Source organism: Maribacter sp. R86514, assembly GCF_044597005.1.
Lineage (GTDB): Bacteria > Bacteroidota > Bacteroidia > Flavobacteriales > Flavobacteriaceae > Maribacter.
In genome coordinates this window covers 3,309,078-3,328,870 of the sequence record NZ_CP138999.1, presented here as the reverse complement: position 1 = coordinate 3,328,870, position 19,793 = coordinate 3,309,078, and the positions used below count along the sequence as shown (strand labels likewise).

The 19,793-nt window shown below is 37.1% G+C and carries 17 protein-coding genes; 11 read left to right on the top strand and 6 right to left on the bottom strand.

The window, feature by feature from the left end; all coding sequences use genetic code 11:
* Positions 1-3: 3 nt before the first annotated feature.
* The 10 genes from SJY30_RS14545 (at position 4) to SJY30_RS14500 (ending at position 12,828) form a co-directional block, all read left to right on the top strand.
* Positions 4-792, top strand: a complete 789-nt coding sequence (locus tag SJY30_RS14545) for a hypothetical protein (protein WP_396632870.1) — start codon at positions 4-6, stop codon at positions 790-792.
* Between the two features lie 23 nt (positions 793-815).
* The gene (locus tag SJY30_RS14540; RefSeq protein WP_396632869.1) at positions 816-2,480 is read left to right on the top strand and encodes a hypothetical protein; all 1,665 of its coding nucleotides are present in this window, start codon (positions 816-818) and stop codon (positions 2,478-2,480) included.
* 134 nt (positions 2,481-2,614) lie between these two features.
* Entirely contained in the window at positions 2,615-3,649 is a 1,035-nt protein-coding gene (locus SJY30_RS14535) for a BspA family leucine-rich repeat surface protein (protein ID WP_396632868.1), read from the top strand.
* Between the two features lie 86 nt (positions 3,650-3,735).
* Positions 3,736-4,167 carry a hypothetical protein gene (locus tag SJY30_RS14530; protein ID WP_396632867.1) on the top strand — a complete coding sequence of 144 codons (432 nt, stop codon included), beginning with the start codon at positions 3,736-3,738 and terminating at the stop codon, positions 4,165-4,167.
* Between the two features lie 34 nt (positions 4,168-4,201).
* Complete coding sequence (locus SJY30_RS14525) at positions 4,202-6,106, top strand: ATP-binding protein (protein WP_396632866.1); 1,905 nt, start codon at positions 4,202-4,204, stop codon at positions 6,104-6,106.
* Positions 6,107-6,155: 49 nt separating this feature from the next.
* Positions 6,156-6,929 (top strand): tetratricopeptide repeat protein, encoded by a 774-nt coding sequence (locus SJY30_RS14520; RefSeq protein WP_396632865.1) that lies wholly within the window; start codon positions 6,156-6,158, stop codon positions 6,927-6,929.
* A 100-nt stretch (positions 6,930-7,029) separates the two neighbouring features.
* Positions 7,030-8,100, top strand: a complete 1,071-nt coding sequence (locus SJY30_RS14515; RefSeq protein WP_396632864.1) for a sensor histidine kinase — start codon at positions 7,030-7,032, stop codon at positions 8,098-8,100.
* Positions 8,097-8,729, top strand: a complete 633-nt coding sequence (locus SJY30_RS14510) for a response regulator (protein ID WP_396632863.1) — start codon at positions 8,097-8,099, stop codon at positions 8,727-8,729. Before SJY30_RS14515 ends, SJY30_RS14510 begins: the two co-directional genes overlap by 4 nt.
* Positions 8,730-8,942: 213 nt before the next feature.
* Positions 8,943-10,529: an IPT/TIG domain-containing protein gene (locus SJY30_RS14505; protein ID WP_396632862.1), complete on the top strand. Its 1,587-nt coding sequence runs from the start codon at positions 8,943-8,945 to the stop codon at positions 10,527-10,529.
* 106 nt (positions 10,530-10,635) lie between these two features.
* Positions 10,636-12,828 (top strand): hypothetical protein, encoded by a 2,193-nt coding sequence (locus SJY30_RS14500; RefSeq protein WP_396632861.1) that lies wholly within the window; start codon positions 10,636-10,638, stop codon positions 12,826-12,828.
* Positions 12,829-13,321: 493 nt separating this feature from the next.
* On the opposite strand, the gene SJY30_RS14495 is transcribed toward SJY30_RS14500, so the two are convergent.
* Positions 13,322-14,122: a membrane metalloprotease gene (locus tag SJY30_RS14495; protein ID WP_396632860.1), complete on the bottom strand. Its 801-nt coding sequence runs from the start codon at positions 14,120-14,122 to the stop codon at positions 13,322-13,324.
* A 375-nt stretch (positions 14,123-14,497) separates the two neighbouring features.
* Between SJY30_RS14495 and SJY30_RS14490 the strand changes: the two genes are divergently transcribed.
* On the top strand, positions 14,498-15,445 hold the full coding sequence (locus SJY30_RS14490) for a DUF4382 domain-containing protein (protein WP_396632859.1): 948 nt from the start codon (positions 14,498-14,500) through the stop codon (positions 15,443-15,445).
* Positions 15,446-15,954: 509 nt separating this feature from the next.
* On the opposite strand, the gene SJY30_RS14485 is transcribed toward SJY30_RS14490, so the two are convergent.
* The 5 genes from SJY30_RS14485 to SJY30_RS14465 all read right to left on the bottom strand — a co-directional run bounded on the left by SJY30_RS14485 (position 15,955) and on the right by SJY30_RS14465 (position 19,777).
* Positions 15,955-16,812 (bottom strand): DUF4138 domain-containing protein, encoded by an 858-nt coding sequence (locus SJY30_RS14485; protein WP_396632858.1) that lies wholly within the window; start codon positions 16,810-16,812, stop codon positions 15,955-15,957.
* Positions 16,809-17,588 (bottom strand): conjugative transposon protein TraM, encoded by a 780-nt coding sequence (gene traM, locus SJY30_RS14480; RefSeq protein WP_396632857.1) that lies wholly within the window; start codon positions 17,586-17,588, stop codon positions 16,809-16,811. The genes SJY30_RS14485 and traM overlap by 4 nt, the downstream gene beginning before the upstream one ends.
* 138 nt (positions 17,589-17,726) lie before the next feature.
* Complete coding sequence (locus SJY30_RS14475; protein WP_396632856.1) at positions 17,727-18,341, bottom strand: conjugal transfer protein TraK; 615 nt, start codon at positions 18,339-18,341, stop codon at positions 17,727-17,729.
* Between the two features lie 20 nt (positions 18,342-18,361).
* Positions 18,362-19,204, bottom strand: a complete 843-nt coding sequence (locus SJY30_RS14470) for a hypothetical protein (protein ID WP_396632855.1) — start codon at positions 19,202-19,204, stop codon at positions 18,362-18,364.
* 3 nt (positions 19,205-19,207) lie between these two features.
* On the bottom strand, positions 19,208-19,777 hold the full coding sequence (locus SJY30_RS14465; RefSeq protein WP_396632854.1) for a conjugal transfer protein: 570 nt from the start codon (positions 19,775-19,777) through the stop codon (positions 19,208-19,210).
* Positions 19,778-19,793: the final 16 nt, after the last annotated feature.

The following is a 19,793-nucleotide window of genomic DNA, read 5'->3' as shown; positions in this document are numbered from 1 at the left end:
AACATGAAGCAGCTATATTTTTTATGTATCCTATTAGGAACAGTTGTACAGAGTTGCGGTCAGGTTAAGACCGATGAAAACCAAACCATAGCCTCTTCTTACGGCTATGTCCTTACCGAAAGGCAATTTGATACCTATTTAAAATTTTTAGAGCAACAAACTGGGGAGGAGAGTACCCTAGACACTCAAATAGCTTTAAAAGCACAGCTAAAAGAAGCTTTTCTATCAAATCCTGAAACTATAGCCCAAGAACTGGCAACCTTAGAAAATATGCTGGGCGCTCCAAAAATAGATAAAGATGATAAGACCTTATTTTCCATGGCAGAAGGTCATAAAATTGTCCGCGATTTGTTGGGCAGCGACATTGGCGAGATGCAGTTTGATACCGATGCAGCGAATAGCTTTAGAAACTATATGACCAATACGGTATTGACTACCTCTTCGAATAATTATAATACAAGCTATAATTCTTCGGATTATTCAAGTTCACAAGGGCAGATTCAGTTTTGTGCCAATGGTACTTTCGTAGAAGTACTCTCTGGCCATCTAAGTATCGATACCGAAGGAATGGACGCTACAAGTTCTGGCAGTAGTGCCATGCCAGGTTATTGGGAGGCCGCCGCTTTACCCAATGGCATGTTCATCATTATCATGTACAGCACCCACGCTAGAATGTTAGAAGATTCTCCAAATGGCATATTGCCTTTTGTAGTGGCCAAACATGGGATAGATTTTGTGCAGCTGCCTAGTGGCGATCTATACCGTAGAACGCCGAACCAGTATTGTAATTAATTCAAATTTAAAATATAGAACTTATGAAAATTACACACTTTTTAAAAACCACATTTTTTATTCTCTTATTAAGCACAATGGCCTTCGGACAAAGAAGTAAAGAGTTAAAGTGCTTTGATAATTTTGAATATAATAATTCAAACAAAAGCAGAGCGAATGCATATCTGCTGGCTATGGTCAATTATTATATGTACCCTCATAACCTTTTGGGAGTAGCTTCAGGAGCTAGTGAATCGGTTAATTTATCTCGTCATAATGATCAATTTGAAGCTGCATTTAAACTTCGAATGGAGCCGTGGTTTCAAACCAATAGATTGGGAACCATAGCTATTAATAATAGTACGAAGTTTAGTTCTTTGAATGGGAAAGTTTTGAAAAAAGTAAATCAGACCCAAATAAAAACCCCGAGACAAGCCCCAATAATTGAATTTATTTCTGAGACTAACGGCGCAGGATACGACCCCGAGGTAATGTTAATATCTACCGCTGAATATATCATTTTGGCTTGGAGAGGAACAGATCGAGTAAGTAGTAACACGCCTATCTTAGGAGGCGCTATTTTTCAAGCTGGTGAATGGGTGCAAACTAATTTTGATTTTCCTTTGGTTAACGCGCCATCAGGAATTCCTGGAAGAGTGCATAGGGGGTTTAGTACAAGTGTAAATTATAATAATCTACTTGGCAGATTAGCAGATAGATTAATTGAATTAGATGTGAATAATAAAAATTTGTGGATAACGGGGCATAGTTTAGGAGGGGCACATGCTCAAATTTCAAGCCTTTATCTCAAAGAGCAGCATGATATTCAGCCTTTTGCGGTATATTCTTATGCGGCTCCAGCAGTTGGGGATCAACGATTCTGTAACGCTATTGAAGCAGTAGTTCCTGGATCCAAACTTCAACGTTTTAGATATATATACGACCCTGTTCCAACTGTTCCATCATCACTTTTACCTGGTATGTCCGATTATAGAAAAGCGGGTCAGTTAAATTATTTCAAGAGTGAACAAGGAAGCAAAAATTATCATTATGATTATAAAAGAGAACCAAAATATCCGATGCCTTTCTTCTGCCATCATAACCCGCATTGGTACGCCAGAGCTGCTTACTTTGAGTTAATAGATAAGACACCCGGAATGAATTCCAAAGTGCCAGATGCACCAGATATGCCAACAGAGGGCTGTACCCCTTTGGATCAACAAATGGCAGAAGGGCATTATAATTTTTTGAGTTCTATTAGAGGTATTGATGATGATTTGGAACCTGGAACCTATTATATCATAAATGCTAAAACAGGAGGCTATTTAAATATCCATCCGAATGATTTTAATGAGAGTGGTAGGCCAATAGGTTTAGATAGCTTTAGAACGGATAGGCGTTTTAAATGGGAAATAGAACCCATTGGTCTTAGCATATTATTAGGAGGCTCCTATATTACTAATAATAAAGCGAACAGGGTAATGGAAGCAAAGTTGGGCGATGTTGGAGAACAAAATAGCATTGTTCAAACCTACCGTAGATGGACTGGGCCACAGCAAAATTGGGAGATTGAAAGGCTTAATAATGGTAGGTTTCATATTAAGAACATGAGAAACCGACGATTTATGCTAAAAGTCACTAATTCAAATAGTATAGTTTTAGATGACGCTACCTCTATTGCTAGCCAATGGTATTTTGTAAAAATCTGATAAGCAATAACATTTCAATCGATTTTAAAAACTCAGGGAATACCCTGAGTTTTTTATTTCAGGGAATACCCTGAAGGTTTTCAAAAGTGGCTATGATACCTTGCTAACAATTAATCACCATAAAACTTTAGATTATGAAAGCCACAATAAAAATCATTTCAATACTGCTTGTTCTCCATGCTTTTCAAAGCTGTAGCAAAGACGATACTCCTGCGACACCACCTGTGATAGAAGAGACAAATAATGCTCCCGTTATCAATGCCCAGACCTTTACTGTTGACGAAAATGTAGCCGATAATATACCCATAGGCGAAGTGGTGGCAAGCGACCTTGATGATGATGCCTTAGCATTTAGCATCAGTGCTAATGATGGCAACCTATTTGAGATAAGCGAAGCAGGTGTTCTTAGTCTAGATGACCTGCAGCTCCTAGATTTTGAAACTACTCAAAGCCATACTATTACTGTTCAAGTAAGTGACGGCACAACAAGCACCGAGGCATTGATAACGGTAAATGTAACCGATATAGATGACACCTCTTTTGTGACCACTTGGGAAACCTCAAGTGCCAACGAAACCGTAACCATACCCACAAGAGCCGACGAGTATACCTATGATTATACTATAGATTGGGGTGATGGTACTATACAAAGTGGAAGAACGGGAGATGTTACTCATTCTTATGAGGTCTCAGGTACTTATGCTGTGCTTATTAGCGGTGTGTTTCCAGCAATTTCCATGGCAAAAGATCCAAACTCTGTATTAAGAACTGTAGAGCGTTGGGGGAACATTGAATGGCTAAGTATGGAGGGGGCTTTTAGTGATGTTGCCTTAACTATTAATGCGGTAGACACGCCTAATCTTTCACAAGTAAGTAGTATGAGAAGAATGTTCTTTTTTTCCGAGACCTTAAGTGGTGACCTAAGCAAGTGGGACGTTAGCAATGTGCTAGATATGCGAGGTATGTTTAGATCTTCTGCATTTAATCAAGATATTGGTGATTGGGATGTTAGTAATGCAACAGATATGGAAAGAATGTTCCAAGATTCTGAATTCAACAAAGATATTAGGGATTGGGATGTAGCCAATGTGACAATTTGTGACGATTTTTCAACAAATGCACCACTTACCCCTGCCAATACGCCCAATTTCACGAACTGTACCTTTTAACTAAGCCAATTTGGCCCAATGTATATAACAGACAAGAAAACTGTATTGAAACAAATCGTAAATTTAAGAACCTGAAAACCAACTCGATGAAAAAAGTCTTTCTCATTTTTGCATTCTTGCTTTGTTGTGCAAGTTCATTAACCGCACAAAAAGCCTCATCGGATATTACGAACAAGTTTTTCGAAATATTTGAAAATGATGCTTTACAGGCAATAGACTATGCTTTTGCCACCAACCCCTATCTGGAATCGGAAAAGCTGGCCATTGAAACCCTTAAGAATAAATATAAAAAGGCGATTAGCCAAACCGGGACCTACCTGGGTTTTGAAAAAATCACGGAAAAGGACATTGTCGACAGGTATAAAGTCTGCAGTTTTTTGTTACGCTATGAGAAGATGCCCATCCGGTTTACCTTTATTATGTACCGAGCAAAAGAGACCTGGTGCGTAAACCAGTTGTATTATGATAGTAGTATGCAGTTAGAACTGGAGGCCAGTGCCAAACAAGATCGCTTATAAGTAGCTAATAATAAGAATTTAAAAACCAAACTTTATGAAAAAAGTATTACCCACCTGTTTGCTTTTGTTGCTGTTTTCGGGTTTTGCCTTTGGGCAGACGAAGGAGATTGATACACTCGATATTATTAAAATTATTGATAAATCGGAGGCTATAGAATATACAGAACCAAAACAGGCATTAAGTGGGTATAAGAAAGCTTACGATTTAAGCAAATTATTGGATTATCACGATGGGGCTTTTAAAGCAAGTCTTTATGCCGGTCTGGTACATTCCAACATCGCTCAGTACGATTCCGCTTTGTATTATTATAAAAGGGCCGAGGACGTTAATAAAATTGTGAAGTCAAGCCTAAATGAAATGAAAATTTCCTTGAACAGGGCCAATAGCTATATGTTCAAGGGCGAACTTGAAAATTCAATTAAAAATCATTTACAAGGGATTCGCATTCTTGAAAAAAGAAAGGACAGTATGCGTCTTAGTGACGCCTATGTTAATTTATCGGCAGTATATTTAGAATTAGATGATTTTGATAAACAAATAGCGCTTTTGAAAAAATCACTGAATATCACACCCAAAACAAATATCGCTAAACTCGGACTCACCCATTGTGATATGGCATTGCCTTACTTGATGAAAGAGAACTATACAAGAGCATATTTTCATATGACTAAGGCAGATAGTATTTCGAAAATTATTACTGACCAAATGTTAGATTTTTTTGTAAGTAGAAATTGGGGAGAATATTATTTACATCAAGAAATGTTCGATAAAGCGATTACCTATCACAAAGCAGCTCTAAAATTGGCGAAAGAATACAACTATAGCTACTATGAAAAAGATCTTAGCATCGGTTTAGGTGATGCGCTACTAAATCAAGGTCTTTATAATGAGGCTGAAACATATATAAATACTGCGCTAAGTTTGGGGAAAGAGCAGGGCCTTGATGAGCTAACCAAAAAGTCTCTTTTTATGTTGGCAGTTTTAAATGAAAGGAAAAAAAATTACCAAAAAGCTTTCAAGTTTATGCAAGAGCATAATCAGTTAAAGGATTCTATGATTAATAAAGATCAAATAGGAATAGTAAACGCTTTAGATAAAAAATATCAATCCGAAAAAAAAGACAAAGAAATTGCCGAACAACAATTAGAACTGGCTGACCAACAATTAACAGTTCAAGAAAGCAAATCAAAAACCCGAACCATGACCATATTGATCGTTTCCCTCCTTTTAGGGTCTATATTATTGTGGTTCTCTTTCAGTCAACGTCAAAAACGTATGCAGCAGCAGTTGGTGTCTATTGAAAGAGAACAAGAAGTAAGAACGTTGGAATCGCTGATGGAAGGCGAAGAAAAAGAACGATTGCGTATTGCCAAAGAACTGCACGACGGCGTCAATGGCGACCTTTCAGCCATTAAGTTTAAGCTGGTCTCACTGTTGGAGACCAATAATACGGTAATTAACGAGGCCGTTGCTATGATTGATAGCAGTTGCGAGCAGGTACGGAGTATTTCCCATAATTTAGTGCCGCCTTCCTTACGTGATTTTGACCTTTTAGAAGCCGTTGAAAATTATTGCAACGATATGAATGCCATTCACAAACCGGAGATTACATTTCAGCATGTGGGTGATGCAATTGTTTTGGAGAAAAAACAAGAAGCCAATGTGTTTCGTATTATACAAGAGTTGGTCACCAACGCTATTAAACATGCCGAGGCCAAAGAAATTTTGGTGGAATTGAGTAATGTCGAAAATAACCTTCAACTTACGGTCGAGGATGACGGCAAAGGCTTTGACATAGACACTGTTAAAAGCGATGGTATAGGCATGCAGAATGTTCGATCAAGAGTGGCTTATTTAGATGGGCAGTTAAATATTAAATCGGATGCCAAAGGAACATCATTTACGATTAATCTTAAGGATAAAAACAAAAATGCATGATGACCAATTTAGTAAAGAGCAGCGTGCTATCATTTGAAAACCAAACTTTATGAAAAAAGTACTTTCCATTTGTTTGTTTTTCTTGCTGTTTTCAGGTTTTACCTTTGGGCAGACGAAGGAGATTGATAGTTTGAAAATGTTACTGAACACCGCTAATTTACATGACACTATTAAGATAAGAACCAACCTCAATATTGCTTCAAAATATGCGCGGTATAGTTTAGATAGCCTTAAAAAGTATACGACTAAGGCAGTAGACCTCTCTAAAGTAAATAATGATTATTTATTAGGTGAGGCTTACAGTAATTTCGGAGGATATTACGATAATATAGGTAAGTTGGAACTATCAAAAGAATACTATAGTAAGGCAATGACTTTAATAGATAGTGTTACGGCTACAAAAAAATTCGCTAGGGTTTTATCCAATTATGCCACATTATTAAATGAAACCACAGAACTTGATAAAAAAATTGCTTACAACCAACGAGCATTGAAATTGAGAGAAACGATTGACGATAAATTCCAAGTGGGAATATCGCAGTTTAATTTGGCAATACTTTATAGTGATACCGATTTTGATAGTCTTTCTGTTAAATACTTAAAGTTAGCTCTAAAAAACGGGGAAATTAGTAATGAAAAACTATTTACCGGGTATGTAATCAACAGCTTGATAATGTACACGATAAGAAAAGAAAATTTAATTGAAGCGAAAGAATACCTATTAAAATCTGAGGATATTTGTAAAGAAACAGGTTCAAATAAGCTTTGCTATAATACTTACACTAGAAAAGGTGAATATTTAGATCATTTTAAAAAGGTTTAGTGAAGCGGAAGGTGCATTTTTAAAATCAGTAGAATATGCTAAGAAAATAGAAGGGACTGGAGATATCAAGTTCGCATATGCTAATCTAGGTAAACATTATGTGCGTGCAGAAAAACCATATAAAGCGATTGAAAGTTTCAAAAAATTCAAAGAGAATAAAAAAAATAATCTTGAAGGAAAAATAAGTCAATTGGTTTATTCAAACTGGTCAAAAGCTGAAAAAATGGTTGGTAATTATAAGAAATCAAATGAGTATTTACAGCGATATATAGACCTAAAGGACTCTATGAATACAGAAATAAATAAAAGTTTATTGACTAATGCTGAAGCCAAGTACCAATCTGAAAAAAAAGACAAGGAAATAGCAGAACAGCAGTTGACCTTAGCCGATCAAAAATTGTCCATTCAAGAAAACAAATCAAAAACCCGTACCATGACGATATTGATCGTTTCCCTCCTTTTAGGGTCTATATTATTGTGGTTCTCTTTCAGCCAACGCCAAAAACGTATGCAGCAGCAATTGGTGTCCATAGAAAGAGAACAAGAAGTAAGAACCCTCGAATCGTTGATGGAAGGCGAAGAAAAAGAACGCCTTCGTATTGCCAAAGAACTGCATGATGGCGTCAATGGCGACCTTTCTGCCATTAAGTTTAAGCTGGTCTCACTGTTGGAGACCAATAATACGGTCATCAACGAGGCCGTTGCTATGATTGATAGCAGTTGCGAGCAGGTACGGAGTATTTCCCATAATTTAGTGCCGCCTTCCTTACGTGATTTTGACCTTTTAGAAGCCGTTGAAACCTATTGTGATGATATGAACGCCATTCATAAACCGGAGATCAGCTTTCAGCATGTGGGCGATGCCATCGTATTAGAGAAAAAACAAGAGGCCAATATGTTCCGTATTATTCAAGAATTGGTGACCAATAGTATCAAACATGCCGAGGCCAAAGAAATACTAGTGCAACTTAGTAATGTGGAAAATAATCTTCAATTAACGGTCGAGGATGACGGCAAAGGTTTTGATGTAGATACAGTGAAAAGCGATGGTATCGGGATGCAGAATATTCGTTCTAGGGTGGCTTATTTAAATGGTATGTTAGATATTAAATCGGATACCAAAGGCACTTCTTTTACCATAAGCTTGAATGATAATACCAAGAATACATGATACAAATAGCCATTACCGACGACCATGAACTTGTGATGCAAGGCATTGAAAGTATGCTTCAAAAGACCGATGTAAAGGTCATTGGTAAGTACACGAATGCTGTATCAACCCTTCAAGCACTTGCCGAGTCGCAACCTGAAATTTTATTGTTGGACATTAACCTGCCCGACATCAATGGCATCGACCTGTGCAAGCAGTTGGTGAAGTTGTACCCAACCCTTAAAATAATAGCTTTGAGCAGTCATGACGATACCTCATTTGTAAAACGAATACTCCGAAACGGCGCACATGGCTACCTCTTAAAAAACACAGGCAAAGAAGAATTACTGGAAGCCTTTGAAACGGTTCTTTCTGGAGGGCAATACCTGCAGAAAAACATCCAACAGAAATTATTGAACCAATCGCTGGGCACTAAAAAACGAAACACCCTAAAACCCAAACTCACTCGCCGGGAGAAAGAAGTACTCGCCGCTATCTGCGAAGAACATACCACTCAAGAAATCGCAGATCAACTTTTTGTAAGTCCCAAAACCGTAGAGACCCATCGCATGAATCTCATTAGTAAGTTGGGGGCACGAAATAGTGTCGGTTTGGTCAAGATTGCTATGGAGATGGAGTTGTTGAAGTAAAAATGCCCTCCCTAGCCCTCCCCGAAGGGAAGGGAACAAGAATTATTTCCACTAAAAGATTTATCCAACCTAAAAACGAATCCCCCTCCTTCGGAGGCGTTAGGGGAGGACTTTCTCAGGGAAAACCCTGAGTTTTTTATTTCAGGGAATACCCTGAAGTTTTATCGAACCTTCGCGAATACCTTGCACCCATAATCGATAAAACTAGAAATGATGAAAATTCAAACTAAAATTACAATGCTACTGTTCGTTCTTTTTGCGATAGGCTGTAGTAAAAAAGAAGACGATACTCCCGTGATTGTACAGAGCAGTGCAAAGCAGCTAACAAGCTTTGTTTTTAATGCTTCGGATAATGCAGCGCTTTCAGAAACTATTACTGTTAGTATTTCTGAAGCTGCTAAAACAGCGTCAAGCAGTATACCTGACGCAACAGATGTAACGGCGCTGACCCCGACCATTACCGCATCAGCTAAAGCAACTGTAAGCCCAAGTGGTGCGCAAGATTTTTCGTCACCCGTAATTTATACGGTAACTGCCGAAGACGGCTCAACTGCCGCATATTCTGTAAGCCTTGAAAAGGAAGCGCCAATTGCTACCGTTGCCAGTATGAGCCCCCTAAGCGGACCAAAAACAACAATCGTCACCTTTACGGGTACTAATTTTGGTGAGGACGCAAGTGTAGTACAAGTCTTTTTTGATGACCTAGAAGCTGAAATACAAAGTGTTACAAATACTGAAATTAAAACCGTTGTGCCACCGCGCTCGTATAGCGGTGAGGTGAAAATTATGATTAACGGTACAGAATTTACAGACTTTACTTTTGGCTACGAAATTGTTGATATTCAGGTGAGTACTATAGCAGGAAGTACAGGAGGCTTTACAAATGGCAATGGCACAAATGCGCAATTTAGATTTCCCTACGACATAGCTCTTGATGCTCAAGGCATTTTGTATGTAGCAGATAATGATAATGATGTTATACGTAAAATAAACTTGGATGGAGAGGTAACCACCTTGGCAGGAAGCACAGATGGATTTGCAGATGGTAATGGTGTAAATGCACAGTTTGATTTTCCTTCAGCTTTGGCAACTGATAATGCAGGAAATATTTATGTAGCAGACACTCGAAATTTTAAAATACGGAAAATAACTCCCTCTGGTGTGGTCAGTACTTTAGCAGGAAGCACATTAGGGTTTGCAGATGGTGATGGTTCGGACGCAAAATTTTCTGTAATGGAAGGTATAACTGTAGATTTAATGGGCAATGTATATGTGTCTGATTCTGGGAATAGTAGGATAAGAAAAATCACACCAGAAGGTACAGTTACTACAATTGCTGGAAATGGCCTACAAGGTTCTACAGATGGTGCCGGTACTAGCGCTGAATTTAGATTACCAGTTGGAATTACCACTGATAGTGCAGGAAATATTTATGTAGCTGATGAATTCAATCATAACATTCGAAAAATAGACCTTGAAGGGGTAGTTAGTACCATAGCAGGAGGTACCCCGGGTTTTATGGATGGTAATGGTACAAATGCTCAATTTAATTCTCCAAGAGGAATAACTGTAGATGCTTTTGGTAATATTTATGTCGCCGATGATTTTAACCACAGTATACGAAAAATCACAGCGGATGGAGAAGTTACTACTATAGCGGGAAGCACAGAAGGTATTGAAGACGGTACTGGAGCTAATGCACGGTTTAATAGGCCAAGAGGAATAATTGTTGATGAATCTTTTACGCTTTATGTTGCGGATACCGGTAATAGTAGAATTCGTAAAATAACACAAGAGTAGAAAAAAAGTTTAAAAGTTTCAAAACCTTTGGGCTTTTACTTTTTTTATAACCGACCAAAAAGTAGACGGCTCTTACGCTATTAACGGTCTTGAAAACACCACGAAAATGAAAAATAGAATAACCAAAATTCACTCTTTGCTACTAGCCGTTGTACTTTTATCGATGCTATCTAGCTGCCGAACCTATATATGGACACCCAAAGGCCCTGTGGGTAAGAGCGGCCCCGTAAAGCAAATTATAGTAGATAAAAACGATTCCAAAAAACTATATGCCGCTACCGAAAACGGCGGTGTGTGGGTAATAGCGGATTACACCGATGAAACTTCCCTTTGGAGACCGCTTACCGATGACTTGGAGAACTTACAGACCAGAGGTTTTGATGTATCAAAGCACGACCCTGACGTAATGGTAATGGGCAATGGACTAGGTAATCTGCATCTCTCCCGAAACGGGGGTGAAAGTTGGTCTAAAATCAACACTCCTAATTTCGGATATATACGAAAAATAGCAATTGATGACGCCTTAGGCACTATTTTGATTTTTAATGTCGCTTCGCAAAATGGCTTATATAAAATTGAAGTTAGAGGTAATGGCCAAAACCCGATAATTCATGATGATAGAACTATTGATAAAGAGATATTAGACTTTGTAATCGATAGAAATTCAGAAACACAGAATGTAAGGTATTATGCTGCTAGAAATGATGGAGTTTATAAATCTATTGATTATGGGCGTACTTGGAAGAATATTATAAGTGTTGATTCAACTGAAAATGGAATGATTAAAATAGCACAGCCATCCGAGGAAGACATAACAGTAGTTAAAATAGATAGGAAACTTTTTTCCAACAACAATTTAAACGGTAGATTTGATTCTATAAATAGACCTGTTGATGATAAGTTTACTAGAGCTAATAGTGATATTAGTTATCGGAATAGATTCGGAGGTAATACGAATGACTGGAACCATGCCATAGCTATTAATCCCAAAATTCCAGAAGAAATCATATTTGGAACGTTTAAGCCCTTTAGCTCAAATGACAACGGTGGAAATTGGTCTGCCATAGGTTATGGCCACGAAGATTTACATGATATTGTCTATGTTAATGATGATGTTTTGACTGCAACTGATGGTGGAGTTGTCAAGTTAATACGTAATCGTAGTGGTGATTTGGTCCCTGGTCATCAGTATTTAAATAATGGATTTAATACTTTTCAATTTTATAGAATTGCCATGACCGGTAATAATGCCGTAGGGAACGCCGATCACAATGGTATAAAATATACACAGAATCTAAATAATGATGAGCCCACTTGGGAAGATGTTTACTATTCTGGCTACGGTGATAATAGTTTAGAAAATGATTTTGTCCATAAAGACAACAAGAATCCCAACAGAGTTTTTGTGGCCTTTGATAATGAAAGCCTACTGCGATTGAAAATTCCTTTTGATAATGAAAGACCAGATGACTTTACGGAGCATCATGATTCGATACTACCGGTCAAGCCCTTTACCCGTTTTGTGGATGATTCGTTCTGTACAAAAAATGGAATACCGTATAACAACTGCAATCAATATTACAATAATCTCAACTACGCCCTTGGAACTTTAGCACAGGATCCAAGGTCATCTTCCAATACCATGCTATTATCTTCCCATGATTCACCCAATAAGAGAATTAATCAAAATGATGAATTTTTGATTAAAATTTCAAAAAATGCAAATCAAAATCCGGTAAATGGTGAACCCACATGGAGTATTTCGCACAACAACGGAAAAATTCCTATTGTAAGTATTGCATATTCCCCATATGAGAATGGTAGGGCATATGCTATGGATGAATCTGGTAAGGTTTTATTGAATATAGATCCAGACAGTACGGATACTTGGGCAGTACAAAACACCAGTACTATACAGAAAGGGGAAACCATGCGACAACTTATTGTTGACCGTACAAATGAAAACCGTTTGGTGGCTATTTCAAATGAACGCATATTTGTTAGTGCCGATGCCGGTAGCACTTGGGTGAACCTTCCTTTTGCGCTTTCCAATGAAAATAAGATCAATACCATAGCCCAACACCCTACAAATGCTAATACCGTTTTCGTTGGTACCGATAGAGGGGTCTATTCTTACAAAAGGAATAGATGGGTCAAATTCGGAAAGAACCTCCCAAACGCCCCCGTGATGCAAATTTCAATAGAAGGGGGCTCTTTATATGCTGCAACATTCGGTAGGGGACTATGGAAATGTAGCGTGAACAGTCAAAGAAGATTCGTACGGCCTGCGGGTTCCTGAAAATTCATTTGTACAAAATATGAAGACCTATCGTCAACTTTGGAATACTGTTTTCGGCATTCACGGGCGTTTCAAAGTATGTCAGACTCCATAGGTTCTTTTTTATTAAAGGTATAGCGTGGAAGAACTTTTTGCTGTACCCTCCTCAATGCTAAAGTGATAAAGGCTTAGTTCCCTAAAATGAACCTTTTTTGGCACTACATTTTATCTCTAACGTTCAAATAAACCTGTTTTCACTTAGTTGAACAGGTATGTTTAATCCCAGGTATAATTATACTTTCAATTCATCAGTTATAGTTTACTTTTAGCGGTCGAATTAGGATAAATTTAAAAATGTACTTGCTGAAAGTTGGACTGAATTTGCTTTATTCCAATCACAGACCCTGCCTATTCAGAGGTCGGTACAAAAGGACAAAATGTGTAATGACAACATTCGAAAAGTGAACATTTAGACCATAAGGAACCTGTTTGGCCGCTTAAGGAAAGAGATTCATTACTTCCCACCATTGGCCTGTAGATCTAAAATGCAGGAAGCGTCCAATGAGGGGATAGATCCTCCTGTCAACATGTTGAGCAATCCTTCCCCTGTTTCGGCCGTCCAAAACATAAGACAGTTGTCATCTGTACAATGTCTGCCATGTTCGATATCCTGGTGGTCTGTTTGCATGGTGGTTCCGGCATTTACCAAGCCGAGTAAATGCCCCACCTCATGATTTACTACAACCGATTCCAAAGTTGTCAAACTTGGAGCCAAAGGCTGGTCACTAAATTCCTTTATGGTCTGTTCGAAAATTACAAATGAAGTATTGCGATAGGCCACTCCAAGCACAGAACCGTTATCGGTATTTTGGTCGTACTCGCCATCTATGAATATTCCGCTTACCGCAATCGTTCCTTGATCATTGAATTTACTTCGATGCGTGTCTTCTATATTCCTTATGTCCTGTATGGAATATACTTCTTGGCCCTCGTTTTCAATTTGTCTCTGAACAATTTCAATTCCTTGCGGTTTGTTCAACCGGGCTTCCAAAAATTCCTCAAAATTATCCAATGTTGCGGAAGTTGGGTTCAGTTCTCCAACATACAATATTTCCACTACCAACTTCTCAAAACTACCTGATGATAGAAGATCGTTCGCCGAATCCCCTACATTTTTTTTATTTTCAGAAGTGTCTACTTCCATAGGGTTTCCATTTTCATCTTCAATAATTGCTGTGTTATTTTCTGAATCTTTTGAACAGGATATAATGACAGCGAATAAAATGAGAATAAGTTTTAGACTTTTATTATTCATGGTAATTGAATTAAATGCCTCGACCTACCTAAGTAGCCTTTATAAATTATAACGTGTTTCATTTACTGAAATTGTGTTTGTATTATAATTGAAAAAAACAATGAAAAATGGCCGTTGTTATGTCCTTTATTATTTAAAAATATTAGCCTCCTTTGTAAACACTGAAAATCCTTACCTAAAAATTCTACCTAGAAAAGGACTTTTTATAACCAAATTATTTTAAAGGAGCTGATTGGATTAATGGATTAGAAAACAAATGATTAAGTAATTCAAATATGAAGGTTTAGGATTGTTTTGGAAAATTTTAACACTTTTTATATAGGGTAAATTTATTTTCAGATGTTATATAATTCCAAATCATAAAAATTAATAAATATGAAAAATCATTTGAAAACAGTAGCAATCGCATTAACGACTATATTCCAGATAGCTTCGTGCAGTAAGGATGATGGGGGTTCGGAGATGGGTGCTGAATCTTATGAAACCACTTTCAAAATTACGGATGCCCCAATCGATAACGCCAATGTAGAGGCAGTTTTTGTTACCGTTTCCGACATTAAGGTCGATGGTACTTCCCTAGAGGGATTCAACAAAACAACGTTCGATTTGGCAGCACTGGTCAATGAACAGACTAAAACTTTAGGAAATTTACAGCTGGAAGCAGGTTCTTATTCCAATATTGAATTGGAGTTGGACTATGACATGGATGCTTCGGGTAATGTCCCCGGTTGTTATGTAGAACTGGTCAATGGGGAAAAAGATAAACTGGAGGCCGCTTCCAACAGAATAAATATTACTGATACGTATGAAATATTTGCTTCCAATACCAATGAGATAATTTTAGATTTTGACCTCAGAAAGACCATAAAAGAAGAACAGGGAACCGTATCCAGTAATTTTGATTTTGTAACAATGACAGAGCTTTCAGCAGGTATCCGTACCGTTAATAAGGAAGCTACGGGAAAAATCTACGGAACTGCCAACGATACCCAGAATCCTTCCGATAAAATTATTGTTTATGCTTACGAGAAAGGAACGTTTGACGCGGAGGTGGAAACAAAAGGGAAGGGAGATAGCAATATAACTTTTGCGAATGCCGTTACCAGTTCTGAGGTAAGCGGATTTAACAATGAATATAGTCTGAATTTCTTGGCCGAAGGTGAATATGAGTTGATCTTTGCCTCATACAGTGAGGAAGATGACGTGCTTACCTTTAGTTCGCTTTTGGAAGTCGAGTCGACAACAGGGCTCAATCTCGGGGCGCTCTCAGTGACCTCGGCTATCCAGTTAAGTGCCAACGTAACGATTACGGGTACGAAATAGTTAAAATTAGTTTGATTTATGTAAATAGCCCCTTTGAAATCCTGGGGCTATTTCTTTCAAATTTTGCACTACTGAAAAATTGTTCCTTAAAACGAAGGATTTTTGGCATTCTTCAAAAGGCAAATAATCCCACGTTTAATTGTACTTTAAATATCACTTTCAAAGTCTATAAAAAGGTATTTATAATTATACCTTACCTGAAGACTTGTAAATAGTTTGATTGTCCTTGCCTATCGATAAACTATTGGAAAGTTTAGCGAAACGCTAATTTTCAAAGGGGTCAAACGGTAAATTAATTGAACTACATAATGATCAATATTCATTTGAAATCTAGACCGCCATCATTTAAAATAAAAATAATCTTTCACATTAATAAAATAGGGAATTGATCTTTACTTATACTTTATTGTAAAATGAAAATAATTTATATATTGAAAAAAGGTTTTTAAATCCTTGATAATTTGTTGATATTCAATAAGCCTAAAACTAGCCTTAGACTCTTTAGGGTTTTATAGACTACTGCTTAGCACCAATTCCCTATTCCCATTCAATTCTTTGAGATAAACTTGGATTCTTTCTTTAGCACCAAAGGTAAACTTAGGAAGGACATAGACAAATCGGGAGGTCTCTGCGTATCTGGTTTTCTTAGGTATTTTATAGATGTATTTGGGAACTAGCGTATTAGTCTGTAAGGACGATTGGCGCTTAGTGTTGCCCGTTAAAATCACTAATTTTAAGTAGTCTATCTCAAAATCAATCCCAGAATCGTTTTTTATCTCGAACTGCATAAAAACTAAATCATCGTAGTATACCATGTTTTTGATTGCTAATGACATGCCATCTTTACTTTGTTTTATACTTTTCTTTTCTGGACGTTTCAATAAGGAAGCGCAGGATTTTTCAAGAAACTCCTTCGAATATTTAGTATGATTGTTAGAAATTGAATCTGAATCCATAGTTTCTATAGCGAAGAGAGAAGGAATCCAATTTAGCTTGCCCTTTTCCTTAGTACGACCTTCTTTTTCATTTCCAATACTTTCTGTTGCTAGAACAAAACGGTTTAGCTCTTTTAGTTGGGTGGAATATTTTAGAATAAAGGAGTACACTTTGCCATCCGTTGTAATCACCAATAGATTGCTATTTGCGCCCTTTGTTGCTTTTAATAGCCCAAGACGTTGCCCTTGCTCGCGGTTATGTGTAAACACAAAGTTGGAAGCGCCTGAGATGCCTTGCCGTATTTCGGAAGGAAATATTAGGGCTGTGTTCATTTTTTCATTGGCATAAATAGTATCCAACCTTTGAGAACTTTGGGCAAAGAAGAAGTTAGTATTTAAGAATAGCGAAATTAGCATTAGTGAACGTATCATAGTTTTGTTTTTATAATGAGTTTATAATTTGCATTGACGGTAACTTTTATATTTCTATTGTTTCGTTGAAAGACTCTTTTAATGCCACTTACTTGAGGTAGCCCTGGAATATTAATATCTCTGACCGCGTCTTCTAAAACCTCATTTAGCGCATCACCTTTAAAGCTATTTTTTATATAGATACCCTCTAAGCCATCAGCTAAATCAAAAGCTATAAGTTTGACAGGGCGATGTTCTATATTATCTACTTCTAATACCACCCTATTTGGTCGAAATTTTACAATACCGTAGATAATGGTGTTCTTTTTTATAAGGCTATTATTCACAAGCACATCTTTGATAACCCGCATTTGTAAACGGTCATTTACCTTTACCGTTTGTTCCCCATCTACTTCTACTTCAATTTTATCTGTATACCCAGCAGTTTGTATTGCAGGACTAACAGCAAAAAATAACTGTTGTTCTAAAGCCATTTCCTTTAGAGCGTTTGTATTTCTATCGTCATCAACTAAGACAACACTTTTCTTTTTTCTAACTTTCTGTTTACTTTTTATAAGTGGCAGACTATCCGAATACTTGATGCTTCCTAATCTATAGATACTATCTACCATCCGTTCTTTTTCCTTATCTAAAAGATTAGGGGTGTACTGCCCAGTGGAATCTAACAGGCTCTCGTTATAAATACTTGGAGCGTTACGTTCCCTCTTCTCTTCCAAGGCATCCACAGCCTCTTTTTTAGTTTTAAAGGCTGGCTTTTGAACTTCAAGTTCTGGCACTTAGGTATGTTTTAGAAGGTTATCACCTCCTGAGGGTGTTTTTATCATTAAATAGTAGTACCCAATCATGAATACCAAGATGATAAGCAGTATGCTACTAAATACTATTTTCTTTTTATCGATTTGCATAACATTGTTTTAGTTTCGATTATCAATTTTCTTTAAGGACTTTTCAAAATAATTTGAGATTAATAGTCCGTGTGTATTGGTAGGATAGTTGCGGTCAACCGGAACTAAATTCCCTGTAGTTGTCAATTCATATCTATCTACTGTAGTTCCTCTATTGATTTCAAAAATGGTAACTGTAGTGAAGGGATAAGGCTCTTTTTCTAAATCAACCTCTGAATTAACGCTGATTATCTTCTGCATTAAAGAGTACTGTAATAAACGATTATAGACCCCATCAGCCTTTTTTTGCCGATATACATTATCGACAGAACTATTTCCCAACCATAGTGCCTTTTCTAAATTAGATTCGTAATTACTGGCATCTATACCATAAAAATTTCTATGAAATAATTCAAGATGAGCTAGTGCCTCTACATTTAGATTTTCGCGTTGAGAAATCAATTTTAAGGGTATAATTGCACCATCAGTATTGATAGCAAAGGCATTATCCAATGCTTTTTGATACATTGTAAAGACTAAAATGCCTGAAAAGACACTGGACAGTAAAGCAGTTACGGTTACGATAATGGTTACATATCGATTGAATTTCAGTACATCGTAAATATTTTTATAAGGTAATTTCATGTGTCAATTTTGGTGTTAACTTATTGTGTGAAAATGCGAAGAGTGAATGTAATTGCACGTTTGTAGAGTTTAAACTTTAGAAAAACAATAAAACCAATTGTTGCAGCTTCTACCAATATTTCCATTGTAGTGCCACCCCTTGATGCACCCAATAGATTGATCCAAAAATTAGCATTGATTTCGGCATACAATTGGTTGACAAAAATATTGACCAGAAAGAAAGCCGGAACTAACATGTATACAGCGGCATAAAGTTTAAAATAAGCATAGGCCATACTGCGGTACTTTTCAAAAACGGCTAAGCTGATGACCAAAGGAAAAAACGCTTGCATAATGCCTAGAAGGAAATAACGTTCCGTTAAAAAGAGAGGATAAAGAAAAAGGTCTATCATCCAAAGAATTAAACCAATACCAAAGGAGAACATCTTAATGCCAAAAACGGGTGTTATTAATGCATCGAAAAGCAATGAAAGCGCCTTAGATGCTGCATCAAGAGTACCTAAATCCTCTTCAATTGGAATATCTTGAAGTTGAAGTGGAATTAATGCCGGTGCCGTATCCCGATATTGTGTTTCGATAGCCACTAATATGGAATCGAAAAAGCCGAGAATCTGCGTAGAAAAGATAACCAACAGTACAAAAGCAAAGTTTTTTGCTAGTTCACCAGGAGAAAGCCCCCATGAATATCCATACCTGTCCGCCACCCCTTCATTGTATTTTTTAAGGATATTGACCAAAAAAAATAAAACACCTAGACCCTTAATTCCGCCAATTGTATAGTTGGAAAAATCGGTCGCCTTTATGGTTTGGAAAACCGCATCTACATACTCAATTCCCATGCCTAAAAAAATAGTAGCTTGCATAGTTTAGTAGTTTGTTTCTCTATTGTTTATCTTGTCTTGCATCTCTCTGAAAGAAATAATCTCTTGATAACGTTTTGTTTTGCGCCCAACCGCTGAGACCATTTCCTTAGACTTTTGTTGTTGTAGGTGAATAGTGCTCATGCGTTCGCCATCAGTTAATTTTAAATGGTTACTAGAAAGTATTTCATTAATTAATTCCAAATCACTAGAGGCCTGCCGTAGAATTGCATTGAAGGATTCTGAAATTCGTGATACTTCTTCAACCTTGATATAGGGAGAATTGAGAATATTTCTTAAATCATCTTGAACAAGACTATGCAGTTGTGCATTGTTTCTTATCAGTTCTTGAACAGCATTAAGTTTTTCAATAGCGGCACTTACCTCCTCTATATTTTCTTTTTGTTCCTTTAGGAAATTTACAGTCTTTATAATATTGTCTGTCTGTTTAGCAGCTTCTAATAATTGCTTGCCAAATGACAAGAAATTTACATTGTCATAAACGGGCATACCTTGCCCTAAACTCTTCCCACTCATTAAAAGGCCTAAGGCCATTACAAAAAATAATTTTTTCATGATTTCTATGATTTGT